Annotated in this window: 14 protein-coding genes and 1 pseudogene; 5 read left to right on the forward strand and 10 right to left on the reverse strand. The window is 57.2% G+C overall.

Annotated elements, in window-relative coordinates; all coding sequences use genetic code 11:
* Positions 1-17: 17 nt before the first annotated feature.
* The 10 genes from narJ to modA form a co-directional block, all read right to left on the reverse strand.
* Positions 18-764 carry a nitrate reductase molybdenum cofactor assembly chaperone gene (narJ, locus tag HMPREF2804_RS04675; RefSeq protein WP_041321532.1) on the reverse strand — a complete coding sequence of 249 codons (747 nt, stop codon included), beginning with the start codon at positions 762-764 and terminating at the stop codon, positions 18-20.
* 3 nt (positions 765-767) lie between these two features.
* Positions 768-2,381, reverse strand: coding sequence for a nitrate reductase subunit beta (gene narH / locus HMPREF2804_RS04680; RefSeq protein ID WP_048751150.1), 1,614 nt, complete (start codon positions 2,379-2,381; stop codon positions 768-770).
* Positions 2,381-6,103 (reverse strand): nitrate reductase subunit alpha, encoded by a 3,723-nt coding sequence (locus tag HMPREF2804_RS04685; protein ID WP_004005308.1) that lies wholly within the window; start codon positions 6,101-6,103, stop codon positions 2,381-2,383. The genes narH and HMPREF2804_RS04685 overlap by 1 nt, the downstream gene beginning before the upstream one ends.
* 78 nt (positions 6,104-6,181) lie before the next feature.
* Positions 6,182-7,390: a ThiF family adenylyltransferase gene (locus HMPREF2804_RS04690; RefSeq protein WP_070627492.1), complete on the reverse strand. Its 1,209-nt coding sequence runs from the start codon at positions 7,388-7,390 to the stop codon at positions 6,182-6,184.
* 37 nt (positions 7,391-7,427) lie between these two features.
* The gene (locus tag HMPREF2804_RS04695) at positions 7,428-7,916 is read right to left on the reverse strand and encodes a molybdenum cofactor biosynthesis protein MoaE (RefSeq protein ID WP_070627494.1); all 489 of its coding nucleotides are present in this window, start codon (positions 7,914-7,916) and stop codon (positions 7,428-7,430) included.
* Complete coding sequence (locus HMPREF2804_RS04700) at positions 7,906-8,424, reverse strand: MogA/MoaB family molybdenum cofactor biosynthesis protein (protein WP_037231153.1); 519 nt, start codon at positions 8,422-8,424, stop codon at positions 7,906-7,908. The genes HMPREF2804_RS04695 and HMPREF2804_RS04700 overlap by 11 nt, the downstream gene beginning before the upstream one ends.
* A gap of 73 nt (positions 8,425-8,497) precedes the next feature.
* Complete coding sequence (moaC, locus tag HMPREF2804_RS04705; protein WP_070449058.1) at positions 8,498-9,004, reverse strand: cyclic pyranopterin monophosphate synthase MoaC; 507 nt, start codon at positions 9,002-9,004, stop codon at positions 8,498-8,500.
* A 44-nt stretch (positions 9,005-9,048) separates the two neighbouring features.
* The gene (locus HMPREF2804_RS04710; RefSeq protein WP_070627496.1) at positions 9,049-10,428 is read right to left on the reverse strand and encodes a molybdopterin molybdotransferase MoeA; all 1,380 of its coding nucleotides are present in this window, start codon (positions 10,426-10,428) and stop codon (positions 9,049-9,051) included.
* Between the two features lie 30 nt (positions 10,429-10,458).
* Complete coding sequence (locus HMPREF2804_RS04715; RefSeq protein WP_048754775.1) at positions 10,459-11,325, reverse strand: molybdate ABC transporter permease subunit; 867 nt, start codon at positions 11,323-11,325, stop codon at positions 10,459-10,461.
* A 77-nt stretch (positions 11,326-11,402) separates the two neighbouring features.
* Entirely contained in the window at positions 11,403-12,224 is an 822-nt protein-coding gene (gene modA, locus HMPREF2804_RS04720) for a molybdate ABC transporter substrate-binding protein (protein WP_070627498.1), read from the reverse strand.
* A gap of 180 nt (positions 12,225-12,404) precedes the next feature.
* Here modA and moaA point away from each other — a divergent pair, with 180 nt between their 5' ends.
* From moaA to HMPREF2804_RS04745, 5 genes and pseudogenes are all read left to right on the forward strand, one after another.
* Positions 12,405-13,628 (forward strand): GTP 3',8-cyclase MoaA, encoded by a 1,224-nt coding sequence (gene moaA, locus HMPREF2804_RS04725; RefSeq protein ID WP_070627500.1) that lies wholly within the window; start codon positions 12,405-12,407, stop codon positions 13,626-13,628.
* A gap of 3 nt (positions 13,629-13,631) precedes the next feature.
* On the forward strand, positions 13,632-13,898 hold the full coding sequence (locus tag HMPREF2804_RS04730; protein WP_004005316.1) for a MoaD/ThiS family protein: 267 nt from the start codon (positions 13,632-13,634) through the stop codon (positions 13,896-13,898).
* A gap of 107 nt (positions 13,899-14,005) precedes the next feature.
* Positions 14,006-14,695, forward strand: coding sequence for a molybdenum cofactor guanylyltransferase (locus tag HMPREF2804_RS04735; protein ID WP_246824149.1), 690 nt, complete (start codon positions 14,006-14,008; stop codon positions 14,693-14,695).
* Between the two features lie 27 nt (positions 14,696-14,722).
* A complete protein-coding gene (locus HMPREF2804_RS04740) occupies positions 14,723-15,991 on the forward strand; it encodes a molybdopterin molybdotransferase MoeA (RefSeq protein ID WP_070627502.1) in 1,269 nt (422 codons plus the stop codon).
* 181 nt (positions 15,992-16,172) lie between these two features.
* Positions 16,173-17,194, forward strand: a pseudogene (locus tag HMPREF2804_RS04745) (LacI family DNA-binding transcriptional regulator).
* The last annotated feature ends 86 nt before the right edge of the window (positions 17,195-17,280 follow it).

A 17,280-nucleotide genomic window follows, 5' to 3' on the forward strand; every position in this document is an offset into this window, starting at 1 on the left:
CTCCTAATTTGAGGGGTCTAAATATTATTAGGGTTAACTTGGGTCAGCCGCGGATCGGCATACCCGCTCAGACCAACGGTCTCAACGGGCGGGCCATAACCCGCCATCTGCTGCACCTGTTCCTGAGTCTCGGGAGAGACACCGGGGAGGGTATTGCAGATACTCTGTAATAACCCGTAGTGTGGGAGGTCTCCGTCCCGAAGCGCTAAACGAAGCAGCTCTAATGAGGGACGGTATGCTTGAAGCGCTGCGCGACCCTGGCGACGATCCACCAGCGCCGCAAACTCCAAGACGAGAGGTAAATAGTCGGGAAGTTCCCCGTTAAGGCGGGTGAGCATCCCCGAATCGCGATACATTTTCTTAAATCGAAGAAGGGTTTCGCCGCGACGGCGAGTATCGCCATCCGTCCAGTAAGAAAGGTGCAGAGCGTGCCTGCGGGAGAGGTCGTATTCCTGCACGTAGTCACTCTGAACTTCTTCAAGCTCGCGAGCCGTAAGCCAATCCGCAACGGTTTGCACGGCCTGCACGAAATCGGGATTCTCAGTTGCCTGCGCCAAGCGCGTAAACTCCGGCAGAAGATCAAGAGTTTCTTCCGTCGGATAGCTCAACAGCATGCCGCTGACCTGGTAAATCACCGAGTCTCGGTCTTCACCTGCACCATAGTCACGATCAAACGGATCAATGTTATCGTGCGCGGCTTGCGCCGATTCCGGGGTATTCCCGGAATCGGCTTTGCCCATAAGCTTGGAAAAGAATCCAGCCACTACTTACTTCTTTCCGGTGGTATTCGGGAACAGACCATCCGGACGCGAGTTCCCATCCCAGCTAAAGAGGCTCACCTTGTTAGAGCTCTCATATACGCCAGTCGAAACGGGGGTCGGGCGACCTTCCATGTCATTGAATGCGTCACCGTACATGCCGGGACCACCATCAACGCTCAGCGAGCATCCCATCTCTTCGAGGTTATGCGCATCCTCCATATGAGCCGGAGGAATCACATAACGCTCGTTGTACTTAGCAATCGCCATCAGACGGTACATTTCGTACATCTGTGCACCGGTCATACCCACCGAGTTTGCGATCTCTTCATTGCCTTCGCCGCCCAAATTAATGTCACGCATGTAGGCGCGCATTGCGGCTAGGCGCTTGAGCACGAAGGTCACGACCTCGGTATCGCCAGCGGTAAACAGCTCAGCAAGGTATTCAACGGGGATGCGCAGCGCCTCGATCGCGCCGAACAGGTTCTGACTGTTCTCAGCATCGTGTCCCTGGTCCTTGAGCAGATCCACAATCGGCGACAGCGGCGGAACGTACCAGACCATCGGCATGGTGCGGTATTCGGGGTGCAGCGGAAGCGCAACCTTCCATTCCTTCGCCAGCTTGTACACGGGCGACTTCTGGGCTGCGGTAATCCACGCCTCGGGAATATCGTTCTCGCGTGCCAAACGAATAATCTCGGGATCCGAAGGATCGAGCATAAGCGAAAGCTGCGACTCGTACAGATCCTTCTCATCGGCAACGGATGCTGCCTCAGTCACGCGGTCTGCATCGTAGAGGAAGATACCGATATAGCGCATACGACCCACGCAGGTCTCGGCACATACGGTCGGAATACCGGCCTCGATACGGGGGTAGCAGAACGTACATTTCTCTGCCTTACCCGTCTTGTGGTTGAAGTACACCTTCTTGTAGGGGCAGCCGGTAATGCACTGACGCCAGCCACGGCAGCGATCCTGATCGACCAGCACGATGCCGTCCTCGGCTCGCTTGTAGATAGCGCCGGAGGGGCATGCCGCCATACAGGACGGGTTCAGGCAGTGCTCACAAATACGCGGCAGGTAGAACATGAAGGTCTGCTCGAACTCGAATTTAATCTTGTCCTCAGCCTTCTTGCGCACCTTCTCCACAAGCGGGTCAAGGTGACCGTGCTCGGGGGCGCCGCCCAGGTTATCGTCCCAGTTCAGGCCCCATTGAATCTTGGCGTCCTGACCGGTAATCATCGATACCGGCTTAGCCACGGGGAAGTCATCGCCTAGAGGTGCGGTGGTGAGATTCTGGTAGTCGTAAGTCCAGGGCTCATAGTAGTCGCTGAGCTCGGGCTGAATCGGCGAGGCGAAAATGGAGAAGAGCTTCTGGAAGCGGTTACCGCTCTTGAGCTCCAGACGACCACGCTTGTTCAGCACCCAGCCGCCCTTCCACTTTTCTTGGTCCTCGTAGCGGCGCGGGTAGCCCTGACCGGGGCGGGTCTCAACGTTGTTGAACCACACATACTCGGTACCGGAACGGTTTGTCCATGCCTGTTTACAGGTCACGGAGCAGGTGTGGCAGCCAATGCACTTATCAAGCGCCATCACCATTGCAACTTGTGCCATAACACGCATTAGAATGTAACCTCCTGCGACTTGCGACGGCGAATATACGAGACAATGTCACGTTGGTTGCCGGTCGGTCCGAGATAGTTGAAAGCGAATGCCAGGTGTGCGTAGCCGCCAATCATGTGGGTCGGCTTGAGTAGGATGCGGGTCATCGAGTTGTGAATACCGCCGCGTTTGCCGGTGGTTTCGGTCTTCGGCGTCATCATACGCTCCTGAGCGTGGTGCACGTAGCACACGCCCTCAGGCATACGGTGCGAGACAACCGCACGACCCACGAACACACCATTGGTGTTCACACATTCGATCCATTCGCCGTCCTTGACGCCGATCTTCTCGGCATCCTGGGGGCTCATCCAGGCAGTCTGACCACCGCGGAAGAGGGTCAGCATATGCTGGTTGTCGAAGTACTGGGAGTGAATAGCCCACTTGTTGTGCGGGGTTAGGTAACGCACTGCAACCGAAACGCCGTCGGTAGTACCGATTTCGGGTTCTTTGAAGAGCCCGGTCATATCCAGCGGGGGACGGTAAATCGGCAGCGCCTCGCCCATTTCGTGCATCCAGTCGTGATCCAAGAAGAAGTGCATACGACCGGTTAGGGTATGGAACGGCTTCTTCTTTTCAATGTTCACGGTGAACGGCGCATAACGGCGGCCGCCGGTTTCCGAACCGGACCACTCGGGAGAGGTCATCACGGACTGTGGGGCTGCCTGGGTCATGGGGAAGGTAATCTTACGTTCCTCGTTACCCTCGGCAAGATCCATCAGGTGCAGACCGGTCTGCTTCTCAAGTTCCTTGAAGCCCTTAAGGGCCACCTCACCGTTGGAAGTACCAGAGATGCGCAAAATCGACTCGGCGAGCTTGGTGTCGGTATCCAGTGCAGGACGACCCGCGCCCTTACCGGAGTCCATTACACCAAATTCCTTCGCCATCTGAGCGACTTCGTCCTTCAGATCGTACGTCACGTATTTGGTGGTGGCACCAACCTTGTCGAAAAGCGGGCCTACAGAGGTGTACATATCGTACATCGCGCTGTAGTCGCGTTCGACAGTCATGAAGTTCGGCATGTTCTTACCGGGAACACCTAACATGCCGGGAGTGCTCTTCCAGTCGGGTGCATGACCGCCGGGTTGCTTGATCTGACCGGGGGTATCGTGCAGGAGCGGAACCGAAACAATATCCTTGCGGGTGCCCAGGTGTTTCTTGGCCTGGCGTGTGAACTCGTATGAGAGAGCCTTGAAGGTATCGTGATCGGTTCGTGCTTCCCACGGCGGGTCGATAGCAGGCGAGAACGCGTGCAGGAAGGGGTGCATATCGGTCGAGGAAATATCGTGCTTCTCGTACCAGGTAGCGGTGGGGAGCACAACATCCGAAAGCAGGGTCGTGGTGGTCATGCGGAAGTCCGAGGTGACCAGCAGATCGAGCTTGCCTTGCGGTGCTTCCTGGTACCAGGTGACCTCACGCGGAATGGATTCCTCATGATCGGCGCCCTGCACGTTGTCCATGCTGCCGACAAGGTGCTTGAGGAAGTAGCTCTCACCCTTAGCGGAGGAACCGAAGAGGTTTGAGCGCCACAGCATCAGGGTACGCGGCCAGTTCACGGGATTATCGACGTCTTCAACAGAGAATTCAAGGTCGCCGGAGTTCAGGCGCTGTGCCACATAATCGGCATTATCCTTGGCTTCTCCGCGCGCTACTGCCGCCTCTGCCTTATCGGCGAGGTCGAGCGAGTTCTCGGGGAACTGCGGGTAGAACGGCATCCAGCCCATACGGGTGGAGCGCGCGACAACATCCGCAGTGTGTACTCCCTTGAGCTCGCCGGTGCCCAGCGGGGACTGCAGGTAATCGGTGGAGTAACCGTCCTGGCGGAACTGGTCGGTATGCATGTACCAGAAACCGGTGCCGATCATATGACGCGGCGGGCGGCTCCAGTCCAAAGCGTTTGCCATATTGGTCAAACCGGTGAGCGGACGTGCCTTCTCCTGACCCACGTAGTGAGCCCAGCCGCCGCCGTTGCGGCCCTGGCAGCCGGTCAGGTTCAGCAGAGCCAAGATAGCGCGGTAGGTTGTATCCGCGTGGTACCACTGGCAAATACCGGCACCGAAGATAATCATAGAACGACCGTGAGAGTCAATAGCGTTCTGCGCAAATTCGCGCGCCACGCGAATAACGGCCTCCGGCGGAACTGAAGTAATCTGCTCCTGCCATGCCGGGGTGTTCTGAATCGACCAGTCTTCGTAATCCTTGGCCCAGTCGCCGGGCAAGCCGGGGCGACCGATACCGTAGGTAGCAAGCATCAAGTCGAAGACGGTGGTAACTTCCTGACCCTCAACGTAGGTGACGGGCACGCCGCGGGTCATGATGTCGCCGTGGCCCTTGGGGTTATCGAAGGTCGGCATCTTGATCTCGACAGCGGCGGACTCGCCCTGCGGCAGATCGCGAATCGAGAGAATGGGTTTGCGCCCGTCCAATTCAAGGTTCCATTTACCCTGATCGGATTCGGAGTAGCGGTGACCCATCGTACCGTTGGGAACAAAGACCTCGCCGGTTTCGCGATCCATCATGGCGGTCTTGAAATCGGCGTTTTCCTGGTGCTGCTCCCCCGCCAGGGATGCGGCGGTCAGGAACTTCGAGGGAACCTTCGTGCCGTCTTCACGAGTTTCGAGGGTAACCAAGAAGGGCAGGTCGGTGTAGGTCAGGGCAAAGTCTTCGAAGAACTCCACGCGCTGATCCACGTAATTTTCCTTGAGAATCACGTGACCCATAGCCATTGCGAGCGCAGCATCGGTACCTGCCTGTGCGGGCAACCATTCGTCGGCGAATTTGGTGTTGTCGGCATAGTCAGGGCTGACTGAGACAACCTTGGTACCGCGGTAGCGCACCTCGGCAACCCAGTGGGCATCCGGGGTACGGGTGACGGGGATGTTTGACCCCCACATGATGAGGTAGGAAGCATCCCACCAGTCACCGGATTCGGGTACGTCGGTCTGGTCGCCGAAGACCTGCGGCGATGCTACGGGAAGGTCGGCATACCAGTCGTAGAAGCTGGTCATCACGCCGCCGATGAGCTGGATAAAGCGCACACCGGCACTGAAGGAGACCATCGACATTGCGGGAATCGGGGTGAAGCCGGTGCAGCGGTCGGGTCCGTAGTACTTAATGGTGTGCACGTGGGCGGCGGCTACGATTTCGAGCGCTTCTGCCCAGGTGGAGCGCACCAATCCGCCTTTACCGCGCGCGCTGATGTAGCGGTTGCGTTTGACGGGGTCGGAGACGATGGAGTGGAATGCTTCAACCGGGTCGCTGTGCAGGGCTTTTGCTTCGCGGTACATTTCGAGGAGCAGACCGCGCACATAAGGGTATTTCACGCGGGTCGGCGAGTAGGTGTACCACGAGAATGCAGCGCCACGGGGGCATCCGCGCGGTTCGTATTCGGGGCGGTCGGGACCGACTGTGGGATAGTCGGTCTGCTGTGCTTCCCAGGTGATAATGCCGTCTTTGACATACACCTTCCATGAGCAAGAGCCAGTACAGTTCACACCGTGGGTTGAGCGAACTTCTTTATCATGGCTCCAGCGGTCGCGGTAGAAGGTATCGCCTTTGCGACCGCCTTCACGGAAAACCGCACGACCGTCATCAGTCTCGTCCCAGCGAGAGAAGAACTTACCGAATTTGATCAGCTGATCGGTAAGGGGTCCATCCGGACCTTTGGTTTGTGATGCTTGTTCCATACAGCCAATATATCGCAAAATTGGTATGCCAAATACGATATAAAAATATTCTCTATTTTAGGGAACCCATAGGGTTATTCAGACCGTAAGCCAACCGGAAATTCCACCTACTAAAACACGCACGGGAGTATCTGTAGCGGCAGCAATATCCCGCGCCGCTTCCAACGCCCGTGTATATCCCGTGCAGTAGACCACAAGATATTTCGATGCGGGGTCAATTTTTTCGCGGATTTTCGCGGCAAGATGGCCTTCGCGGGCGGCTTCCAAGATTTCTGTCAGAGGCAGATTGATTGCCCCATCGATCGCAAAAGAAGAAAACTCGATAGCTTCACGAACGTCGACAAGAGTCATTTTTTCGTGCTGCGAAAGCTGCCGGGCTTGAACAGGGGTTATGTCTTCTAACTTTTGCGTGTGATGGTTACCCGTCAATTTTCCTGAATTATGACGAAATATTAAGTGATTTTTAGTGTCTTGACTCTCTTGAGGGTGAGTTTCTACCGATTTCTTAGGTTTTGCTTGCATCGAAGCTAAGAGAGGTATATATTCCCATTTTCCTGTTAACGCGGAGTATAGCCCAACCTCACCTAGCAGCGGCTTTCCGGAACCCGTGATGACCTTAATAGTCTCCATTGCCATCGCTGAGCCCACTACCCCGGCGAGCGCCCCGATAACCCCGGCGGTACTGCACGAAGGAACGCTTCCCGGTGCGGGGGACTGCGGGTAGAGGTCTTCATAGACCGGCCCATGACCTGCCCAGAATACGCTGAGCTGTGCGTCGAAACCCAGCATTGCCGCCCAAATATGCGGTATACCCAACTGTTGTGCCGCAGCCGAAACCGCATAGCGAGCCTCAAAATTATCGCTGCCATCAAGCACCGCATCCGTGCCAGTGAGGAGCGTCAAAGCGTTACTGTCGGTGAGGCGTTCTCGGATAACGGTCACCGTGATGAAGGGGTTAAGCGCGCGCATCGTTTCGGCAGCCGACTCTGCCTTCGAGTTTCCCGACCGTGCATAAGTGTGAATGACCTGCCGGTGCAGGTTTGAGACCTCAATGGAGTCATCGTCGATGATGATAATCTCGCCCGCCCCGGCTCCCGCAAGATAGAGCAGGGCGGGGGCACCAAGCCCGCCGGCGCCGAGCACCGCAACCCGTGCCGCCTTCAGCTTCAGCTGCCCCGCCATGCCGATCTCGGGCAGAATCAGCTGACGTGCATAGAAGGCACGTTCGGCCGCGCTCAGCTGAGTTACGGGATCCGGCGCGGTTTCGGGGTCTGGGATAAAGCTCATCCTGATGGTATCTTTCGCGGGAATATGTGTTGAGTCTCTAGGTGTCTATGCCCACCCATTCGGTGCTGCCGTCTGTCAGCTCCTGTTCTTTCCAAATGGGAACCTGGGCTTTCACACGGTCAGCCACCGCCTCGCAGGCCTCGAAGGCCCGCCCACGATGTGCCGCAGCGGCAAGCACCGTCAGCGCAGACTCTCCTATAGCGATAGGACCGACGCGGTGAACTGCCCACAGACGAACCCCCTCCAGCTCATCCGCTACAGACTGCACAACACGCGCAATATATTCTTTTGCCTGCGGATGCGCACTATAAGAAAGCCCGCGCACCGCGCTGCCGTGATCATGGTTGCGTACAATGCCGTCGAATACAACAAGGGCGCCCATGGCCTCTGTCATGACCTGAGTCTTCGCGGCGGCGGCGAGCGGCTCTAAGGCTTCCTCGGTAATATCGGTGAAAATGACTACCGATCCGGTGGGCTCAGCGCCATGCGCCCCACTGTGGTCGAGCCCCTGCGGCTTAGTGGTCATGATAGTCCTCCATCTGGCGGCAAATATGCTCCACGAGTGGGTCCAGGGTTTTCACTCCATCTTTAACTCCGCCGCGCGACCCGGGCAGAGTCATCACGAAGGTTTTATCGATCACGCCCGCAACCCCACGTGAGAGCACGGCGGAAGATACGTTCTGCAGACCGTTCGCCCAGAAAGCGTGCATAATTCCGGGGATTTCCTTATCCAGATGCGGGCGTACCGCCTCTACGGTCTGATCGTCCGTGTTCAGCCCGGTACCGCCGCTGGTGAGAATAAATGTGGGCAGGTTATTATTCTTCTTCCCATCGGCAATGAGGGAGTTGAAGTAGTCGATAATCTGCCGGTCTTCGATCACGACGGCGTCCGGGGTCTTAAACCCGCGTGAACGCAGCCATTCAACCGCGATAGGCCCCGATTTATCCTCATAGATACCGCGGGCGGCGCGAGTAGACGCCACGATAACAAGCCCGGTCAGATTCTCGGGAAGCTGGATTTCTTCTGCACTCACGATGTGCTCCCTCTCATGCTGTTGTTCATAGGTTTTCCTTCTGGGGCTTCACAAAATAGCAAAGTGCGAAACGCTAAACAGCCCAGTCACCGGATTTTCCGCCAGATTTCTCTAGTACCCGAATATTGCTGATCACGGCGTATTTATCGACCGCCTTAATCATGTCGAAAATCGTCAGCGCTGCGGTCGAGACCGCGGTCAGCGCCTCCATCTCAACCCCGGTAACGCCCCGGGTTTTCACCGACGCCACAATGCGCACATAGTCCTCGCCACGCTCAAAATCCAGAGTAATTTTACCCAGCGGCAGCGGGTGGCACAGCGGAATAATATCCGGAGTACGTTTAGCGCCCATGATACCCGCCACACGCGCAACCGGCAGGGCATCACCCTTAGGCAAATCGGCATCAAAAATCTTGGCGATCACATCGGCACGAGTGTGCACGGTTCCCTCAGCGAGCGCCGTGCGTGTGGTGACGTCTTTCAAAGTCACATCAACCATATGGGCAGACCCGTCGGCGCGCACATGAGTCAAGTCTTGAGCTGGCTGTGCCGCATCGGGGTGAAGATTCTTCTCAGTCACGGTTTATCCTTAAGGTCTGTGTTGGGGTGAGGGTTCAGCCGGGTTTAGTTATCCGTAAGCCGGATGCGGTGGTACCGCACCGCTTCTCCCCCAGTGTACGTGGTGCCCGGCGCCAGTTCGATGAGCACATCGGCGGTCGCAGCGTGATGCAGCAGATGCGATCCGGGCAAAACATCGGGGTATAGCTCCACCTGGTAGGTTCCCGGTTCGGATTCAACCATCGCTAGGTTACCGCGCAAAAATTGGCGTTTATTAGCCGGTGCTGTCAGCGGTTTATCAATGACGAGCACGCCGCGCGGGGCATTTTCGAGAGTCGCCATGCGCGAAGCAACCTCGTGTGGAGTACCGTAGGGACCGCCCGCGCGCAGGTAGGGGCGAAGCATCAGCACATAGGAAATAAGGGTACTGACAGGGTTGCCTGGGAAAGAAATCATGGGCAGACGGTGCCCGTTGAAATCCAGCACATTCACGCCTTGCGGACCGCCAGGCTGCTGGCTCACATGTCCGAACCAGCTAAGCGGAATTGGCAGCCCCAAAGACGGTGCCATAGCGATGGCATTGCGCACAACCTCGTATTTGCCGTGGCTGATCCCGCCGGAGGTGATAATAATATCCGGTGCGAAAGTCTCATATTCTTCCCGCAAGTGCTCGATCAGAAGCTCCGGGTCGTCTCCGATCGATATGCGCCGCACCACAGCGCCGTCCTCGACCAGCATTGAGGTGAGCATGGGACCGTTAGCATCATAAATCTGGCCATAGGCGAGCTCTGTGGCCGTATCGTCGCCGTCTTCGGTGAGGGTGGGGCGAATCTCGTCGCCGCCGGTGCACACCAGTACACGCGGCCCGCAAGCGACTGTCACGCGGGTATACCCCTGTGCGGCGAGTGTACCCAGTAACGCGGGGGTCACGCGTTCGCCAGAGCGCGCCATGATTTGCCCAGCCACCACGTCTTCGCCACGGCGACGTATAAACTGCCCTTTGGGCGCTTTAGGGAGCCTAATTTTTTCGCTGGGACGCCCGAAGGATTCGGGTAAGTCTGGATATTCGATGCGCTCAGAATGCTCAACCGGCACCACCGCAACATATCCCTTAGGAATGGGGGCACCGGTCATAATCGGGTAGGTTAAATCGTCGGATGCGCGCGAACGCTGCAGCGGCCGCCCCGCCGGAATTTCACGCCCCACCGTAAAGATGCGGTTCTCACGGCTGGCGCCCTCGGCGGTTAGGGCGTAACCATCCATCTGGGAGTTATCGAAACTCGGTACATCAAGCCTGGACAGCACATCCTGCGCAAGGATACGGTCGGTAGCACGCGCCAGCGGCAGATTTTCGGCGCGACCAATAAAAGTATCACGCAGTAAAAGCGCCAGATAGGCGCGATACTCTTCGGTGCTGGGGGTGCCATCGAACTGGGGCTTGTGCATCTGTACTCCCAAATGGTGATGAATTATCTACTAGCTATTGTAAGAGGCTTTGGCACGCAGTTTCTTCACCACGGAAAATAGGCCAAGCAGCCCAAAGATGCACACGTACAGGCTTATGAGCATGAGGGCGTTACCCAATGCGGAGCTCATGCTTCCGCCGGCAATCGCCAATTCGATACCGAGCGGAATAGTTTCGGTTTTGCCCTGCACATTACCCGCGAAGGTGACGGTGGCACCGAATTCGCCGAGCGCACGTGCGAAGGAAAGCAGGAAAGCGGTGGCAATTCCCGGTGCTGCTAAGGGAAGGAGCACCCTATAGGTGATTTCGGAGGATTTTGCCCCTTCCACCCGAGCTATCTGCTCATATTCTTCAGGAATAGCCTGCAGGGTTGTTACGGCGGTCGCCACGAAGAAAGGCAGAGCCACAAAAGTTTGGGCAAGAATAACTGCGGTGGGTGTAAAAGGAATTATGATGCCCAAGTGGTACAGATGCTCACCGATCATGCCCTTACGTCCCCAGAAGAAGAGTAGCCCCAAACCCGAAACCACCGGGGAGAGGATCACGGGCGTATAAATAATCGCGTACAGTACTCCCCCAAATTTTTTCAGGCGCGAGCGGCTGAGCACTTTAGAGAGCACCAGCGCTAAGGGGGCGCCTAAAAGCCCGCAAATCAGCGTCGAAATACTGGCAGTGGTGAGCGAGAGACGCGCGGCGTCGAGAACTTCTTTGTCGATAATGTCGTGCAGGCGCATCCAGGGGATGTTGTACAGCAAACCCACGAGCGGGCCCAGAATAAGCAGGAAACCCAGGAGTGCGGGAACGGCAAAGTAGCGGGGAACGGCGGTGAAAGCGGTATGTTTCTTCACGGGTACGTCTTTCGGAATCTGCGGCGACACAGCCGCCTCCTGCAAGAATCTCGCAAGGTTCTTTCAGGAGGCGACCGTTACGTGACAGCTGTTGTGCGCTGAAGATTCTAGTTTGCCTGAGGAGACTCGAAGTCGTACTTCGCCAGAATCTTCTGGGCTTCATCCGAAGAGAGCCATTCGTTGAACTTCTTCGCAGCGTCGGAGGAAGAACCCTTGGTGGTCAGTGCTGCGGGGTACTCGTTCTTGGGAACATCCGGCAGGTCTACCGAGCCCAGGTTCTTGCCGTCTTTCTTAGCGGCGGCAAGGTCAGTCGTATAGATGAAGCCAGCATCCGCGTTACCGGTAGTGACCTTGGTGGTCACCTCGCTCACATTGCCTTCGGTGGTCGCGTTCTTAAGCTCAATATGGTGTTTCTTGAGCTCTTCGTCCGCCAGGGTACCGCAGGGTACATTCACCTTGCATACGGCGACAACACCTTCGCTGTTCTTCAAATCGTCCAGCGAGTTAATCTTGCCGGGGTTACCCTCGGCGGTGACCAGTACCAGCTTATTGGTGGCGATAACCTCGCGCTTGGCGTCCTTTAACTCATCGAGTTTAGCCGCCTTATCCATGTTCTGGGTATCGGCGGTAATCAGGAGATCCGGGCTTGCGCCCTGCTCGATTTTCTGCACCAGCTTGGATGAACCTTCGAAGGAGTAGGTGATCTCAACGCCGGGGTTTTCCTTCTCGAATGCTTCCTTCAGCTCAGTACCCGCATTGCGCAAGGAAGCAGCCGCATAGACCTCAACCTTGCCAGACACGGATCCGGATGCTGCCGAAGAAGCAGAGGCAGACGCATCGGTGTTAGAGGAGTTGGAGCCGCATCCGGTCATGGCGACAGAGGCAAAAAGTGCCGCGCTGGCACTGGCAACCTTCAACGAAGTTTTCATAGTGTATGTTTCTTTCCTGTGGTGTGATGACGCACAATAACGTGCATTCCCGCCGCGATAATAATGTGCCGTACGTTTGCGCTCGATGTAACTTAAGGTACGCACACTATCCTCATACCCGCAGACATGGAATAATCTAATTGTCACCTCTAATATACGAATTTTCTTTGAGGTCATTCCATGGCATACACCGCCGGTTCAGGCCGGACACAGCTTATTGCGGGCCCCGTGTTACGCACCTTAGCTTCTGAGCAGGATGCGAACACGGCTTTTGTTACGCCCGAAAATTCTGGTGACGCCCAAAAGCCCTTACATAAACCCGCACGCAAGACCCCATATATTACAAACCGCGGTCCGCTCTTAGATAGGTGGGGGCGCATCGCCACCGATTTGCGGATTTCGCTGATTGATAAATGTAATCTTCGTTGCATTTATTGCATGCCTGCCGAAGGTTTGGAGTGGCTGCCTAAAAATAATCTGCTGACATCCGCTGAAATTGCACGCCTTGCCGACATCGCCATTCGTGAACTTGGAGTCGAAGAAATTCGTTTTACCGGCGGGGAGCCCTTGGTGCGCGCAGACCTCGTCGATATTATCGGGCGAATTCACCGCGAACACCCCACGATTCCGCTGGCGATCACCACCAACGGCATAGGACTTGAAAAACGTGCGCAGGCGCTCGCCGATGCCGGGTTGAGCCGTATTAACGTCTCGCTCGATACCATCTGCCCCGAAACCTTCGCCGAGTTGACCCGCCGCGATAAGCTGGGGTCGGTTCTTAAAGGTATTGACGGCGCGGCAGCAGCGGGTCTAAAACCCATCAAAATTAACGCTGTGCTCATGCCCGGTATCAACGACGCTCAGGCCCCCGAACTTCTGCAATGGGCACTTGACGGCGGCTACCAGCTGCGGTTTATCGAGCAGATGCCGCTAGATGCCGATCACAAATGGACGCGTGAAGGAACGATTACGGCGGCACAGATTCGCACGATGCTCTCCGAACACTTCGTTCTGGGCACGGTCGCCGAAAAACGCGGCGACTCCCCCGCCCAGCTTTGGGAGGTCTACCCGCTGGGTACCGCCCTCGACAGTGCCGGATTCCCGCGCGAAGATGCCGCTTCGCTTGGGCGCGTGGGCATTATTGCCTCGGTCACCGAATCATTCTGCGGAGCGTGCACCCGCACTCGCCTGACCGCCGACGGCAAAATCCGTTCCTGCCTCTTCTCGGATTCCGAAACCGACCTGCTCGACCTGCTGCGTTCGGGTGCCAGCGACCGCGATATTGCCTTGCGGTGGCGCGAAGGTATGTGGTTCAAGCCGCGCGCTCACGGCAAAGAAGACGCTGATTTCGATATTGAAGAGTTCGCTCAAGCAAGCCGCTCAATGAGCGCTATCGGAGGTTAAAACGTGCAGATACATTTCTTCGCTGCCGCACGTGCCGCATCCGGCGTTGCCGAGACACAGGTGAGCCTTACAGATTTGGTCGAGCCGACCCTGCGTGCGCTCGTCGAAAAATTGGGTGAGGCGTTTACCGGGAAAACTGCCTCCGGCATGACCCTCGCGCAGGTTATGCACCAGTGCTCGTTCCTGATCGACGGTACCCGTTCCGAGCTCGATACCGTGCTCACCGATAATGCGCGCGTAGACGTTCTGCCGCCCTTTGCTGGCGGGTAAACTCAGACTTATGGGCTGTCGTTCGCTTTTGGCGGTTGCTTCATGTTTTCCGCCAGGATGCACACCACGCTACCCTTGCTGCTATCATCCCGGAAGGTCTCACCTCTGTGCACACACCACATGACCCATTACGTGCGCCGGATAACGGTACACGAACCCAGCATTCGGTAACCCGCGCCGCCCAGATTCCCACGTTCTGCGCCATTATTGTGGCGGGCGGTAAATCTTCGCGTCTCAATCACACCCCGAAGGCCGGACTTTCCAATGGTTCCCACACTCTTTTGGAACGCGCGCTTGATGCCGCCGGGCAGGCACAGCTGCGCGTAGTCGTAGGCCCCGAAACCTTGCCGGTGCCATCGGATGCACTGCATACGCGCGAAGACCCTCCCTATTCCGGTCCTGCGGCGGCGCTTCATGCCGGACTCGAAAAACTCGCGGCAGCCTATGCGGCGCGCGAGAAGGCCCCTCCCGCGTGGTGCCTTATTTTGGGGGTAGATACCCCGCAGATAACGCCCGCAGTGAAGAAACTTCTCGCGCACATAGTAGATGCATCAACCGAAACTCTGGGGTACTGGGGCGTAGCGGAGGGAGTCTTCCAACCGCTCGTTGGCATCTACCGGTTCGCACCCCTACGCGAAGTCTTTGCAGAGGGCAGCACAAACGCCTCCGTGCGCTCTTTTGTGAAGCGTCTTGCCCCGGTCGCCGTCGAGCTCGATCCCGCGCATACTGCCGACGTCGATACCTGGGAGCAGGCGCACGAACTCGGCTACAGCACTCCACGCTGGCTCGACTACTAATAACTATCAACTTCAGCAGAGGATTCCATGTCTCACCACCATCCACCCGCCGTTTCCTGGCATGAAGCACGCGAACTGCTTCACACCGCCGCGAGCGCGCTCACCCCAACGCTGAGCACCGAGGCTCTCCCCCTGCAGGCGACCATCGGCAGGTATGTGGCGGAAGACCTGACGGCGCGCATGCCTGTGCCGCATTATAGTTCTTCGGCGATGGACGGGTATGCGGTCGCCGGTGCACCGCCCTGGCGTCTCGTATCGCCGGATTACCCCGAGGATGCGCGCACAAACGTTCACCGTCTGGCGGTTCCGATTGCCGCTGGGGAGGCAACCCCGATTCTCACGGGTGGGCTTCTGCCCGAGGGGACCGAGGCGATTGTGCGTGAGGAGCATTCCCACCGGTACGAGGGTGCTGGTGCGCTCGGTTCGGGAATTCACTATCTTGACATGGCGGAGGGTTACACTGCCCCGAAGCCCGGAACAGATATCCGGTATGCGGGCGCGGAGCTTTCTCCCGGCGCGATTCTAAGCTCTCGCGGCGATCTTATTACGGCGCAGCGCGCGGCATTCTTGGGAGTCAATGGTTTTGACGAGCTTCCCGTGCTTAAGAACGTTCCGGTGCGGTGCGCTTTCACGGGGAACGAGGTTATTACCTTCGGCATGCCCTCTCCTGGTCAGGTTCGGGATGCGTTCGGAGGTTTTCTGGAAGTCTCTCTCGCCGCCGCCGGGTGCGAGGTGCGTCCTTCCGCACGGCTTGCGGATATTGCCGAAGAATTCCACACCTTTGTGACGACTTCGACCGCGCGCATCCTGATTTTTACGGGCGGGTCGAGCACGTCCGGGGTAGACATGGTGCGGCAGACGCTTACTGATATTGGTGCCGAGTATATTTTCGAGTCGGTGCAGGTGCGACCGGGGCATCCAGCGTTGGCGGCAAAGATTCCCGCGCCCACTGAGGGTATGAATGCGGGACAAGAGCGTTTGGTGCTGGGTCTTCCCGGTAACCCGTTAGCGGCGTATACGGCGTTATATTCGTATCTTCCCGTAATCCTGGCGGGGCTGCGCGGTCTGCCGATTCCAGCGCTTGATCGGGCCGAACTCGCTACAGATATTCCGCCTCTGCGCAAACGTTCTCAGCATCGTCTCATGCCGGTGCGGGTTTCTGAGGGTAAGGCGTATCCTCTGGACGCTCTAGCCTCTCATATGCTTTCAGGGCTGGCTCAGGCGACCCACTTCGCTCTCGTGGATGCGACCGGCCAGCGGGCGGGCACGCACGCAATTCTCGTGCCTGTTTTCTAGCCCGCACATCGTTCTGCTGTACGGGCCGCGTTACCTCAGTACCCCGATCCCCGCTCAGTAAAAAACTTGCCGCACGAGGGAAGATATTCCGTACTGTAAACACGTGCTCGCACAGGGTTCTCGGTGCATCCGGGAGGCTGTATAGTGTTGGGAGATTATCTGACACGCGAAAGGACGCGCTATGGCACAGCCCAAACTCGGCGATGTTGCCGCCCGTGCCGGGGTTTCGCCCACGACAGTCTCGCGAGTGTTGAATAACCGCGGCTATTTGAGCCAGAAGACTCGTGACAAGGTTTTTACGGCTATCCGCGAGCTAGGTTATCGCCCTAATGCCATTGCCCGTTCGCTTCAGGAACGGCGTTCGCATATTATCGGGCTTATTTTTCCGACCGTGGCGCATCCTTTTTATGGGGAAATGGTGTACCGTTTGGAGTCGCGTTTGGCGAACGCGGGTTACCGGGTGATTCTGTGCAATAGCGATGAGCAGCCAGAGCTTGAGCACCGTTATTTAGATATGCTTTTTGCCCATCAGGTGGACGGAATTATTACCGGCTCTCATTCGCAGGCTGTCGCGCAGCTTCCTCAGGTACAGGCGCCGCTGGTGGCTATTGATCGCCCCGAAACCGGTCCTTACCCCAATATTCGTTCCGATAATTATGCGGGCGCACGGCAAGCGACCGAGCATCTGATCGGCACTGGGGCGCGGCGTATACTGCACATTACCTCGACCCTCAGTGAACAGAATTTACGGCAGAGAGGTTATGCGGATGCACTCACCGCCGCCGGGCTATCACCGGATTTTCTGGAGCTTGGGTTTCACGAGTCATCGGAGCATCAGCGCAACATGCTGTACGAATACCTTGATGCGCATCGCGGCGCCCAACCCGTTGAGGCGGTTTTCGCATCGAATGATACCTATGCGTCGCTCGCCTTGGCTTGGGCTCAGAGCCGCCGGGTGCAAGTGCCGAGGAATTTCAGGTTATAGGTTTTGACGGCACGGATACGGTTCACACGCTTCTGCCCGAACTTGCGAGCGTGGTGCAGCCGATTGATGCTCTTGCCGAGCGTGCCGTTCGGCGTTTAACGGAGGCGATCGCAGCCGAGACCGAGGAAGATGCAGAACCCGCAGATGCTAGGGGCGGTGAGGATATTCTGCCGGTAACCCTGCGGTTGGGTGGCACGGTGCGGCCTGCACGAGATTGAGTGTTGTGCATACACCGTATCACGTGTCTAATATGCCCAAACGACCGCTCAAGCTTTAAGGTATTTCCTCTCAAATATTTCAGATA

This window comes from Rothia sp. HMSC065G12 (genome assembly GCF_001811455.1).
GTDB lineage: Bacteria > Actinomycetota > Actinomycetes > Actinomycetales > Micrococcaceae > Rothia > Rothia dentocariosa.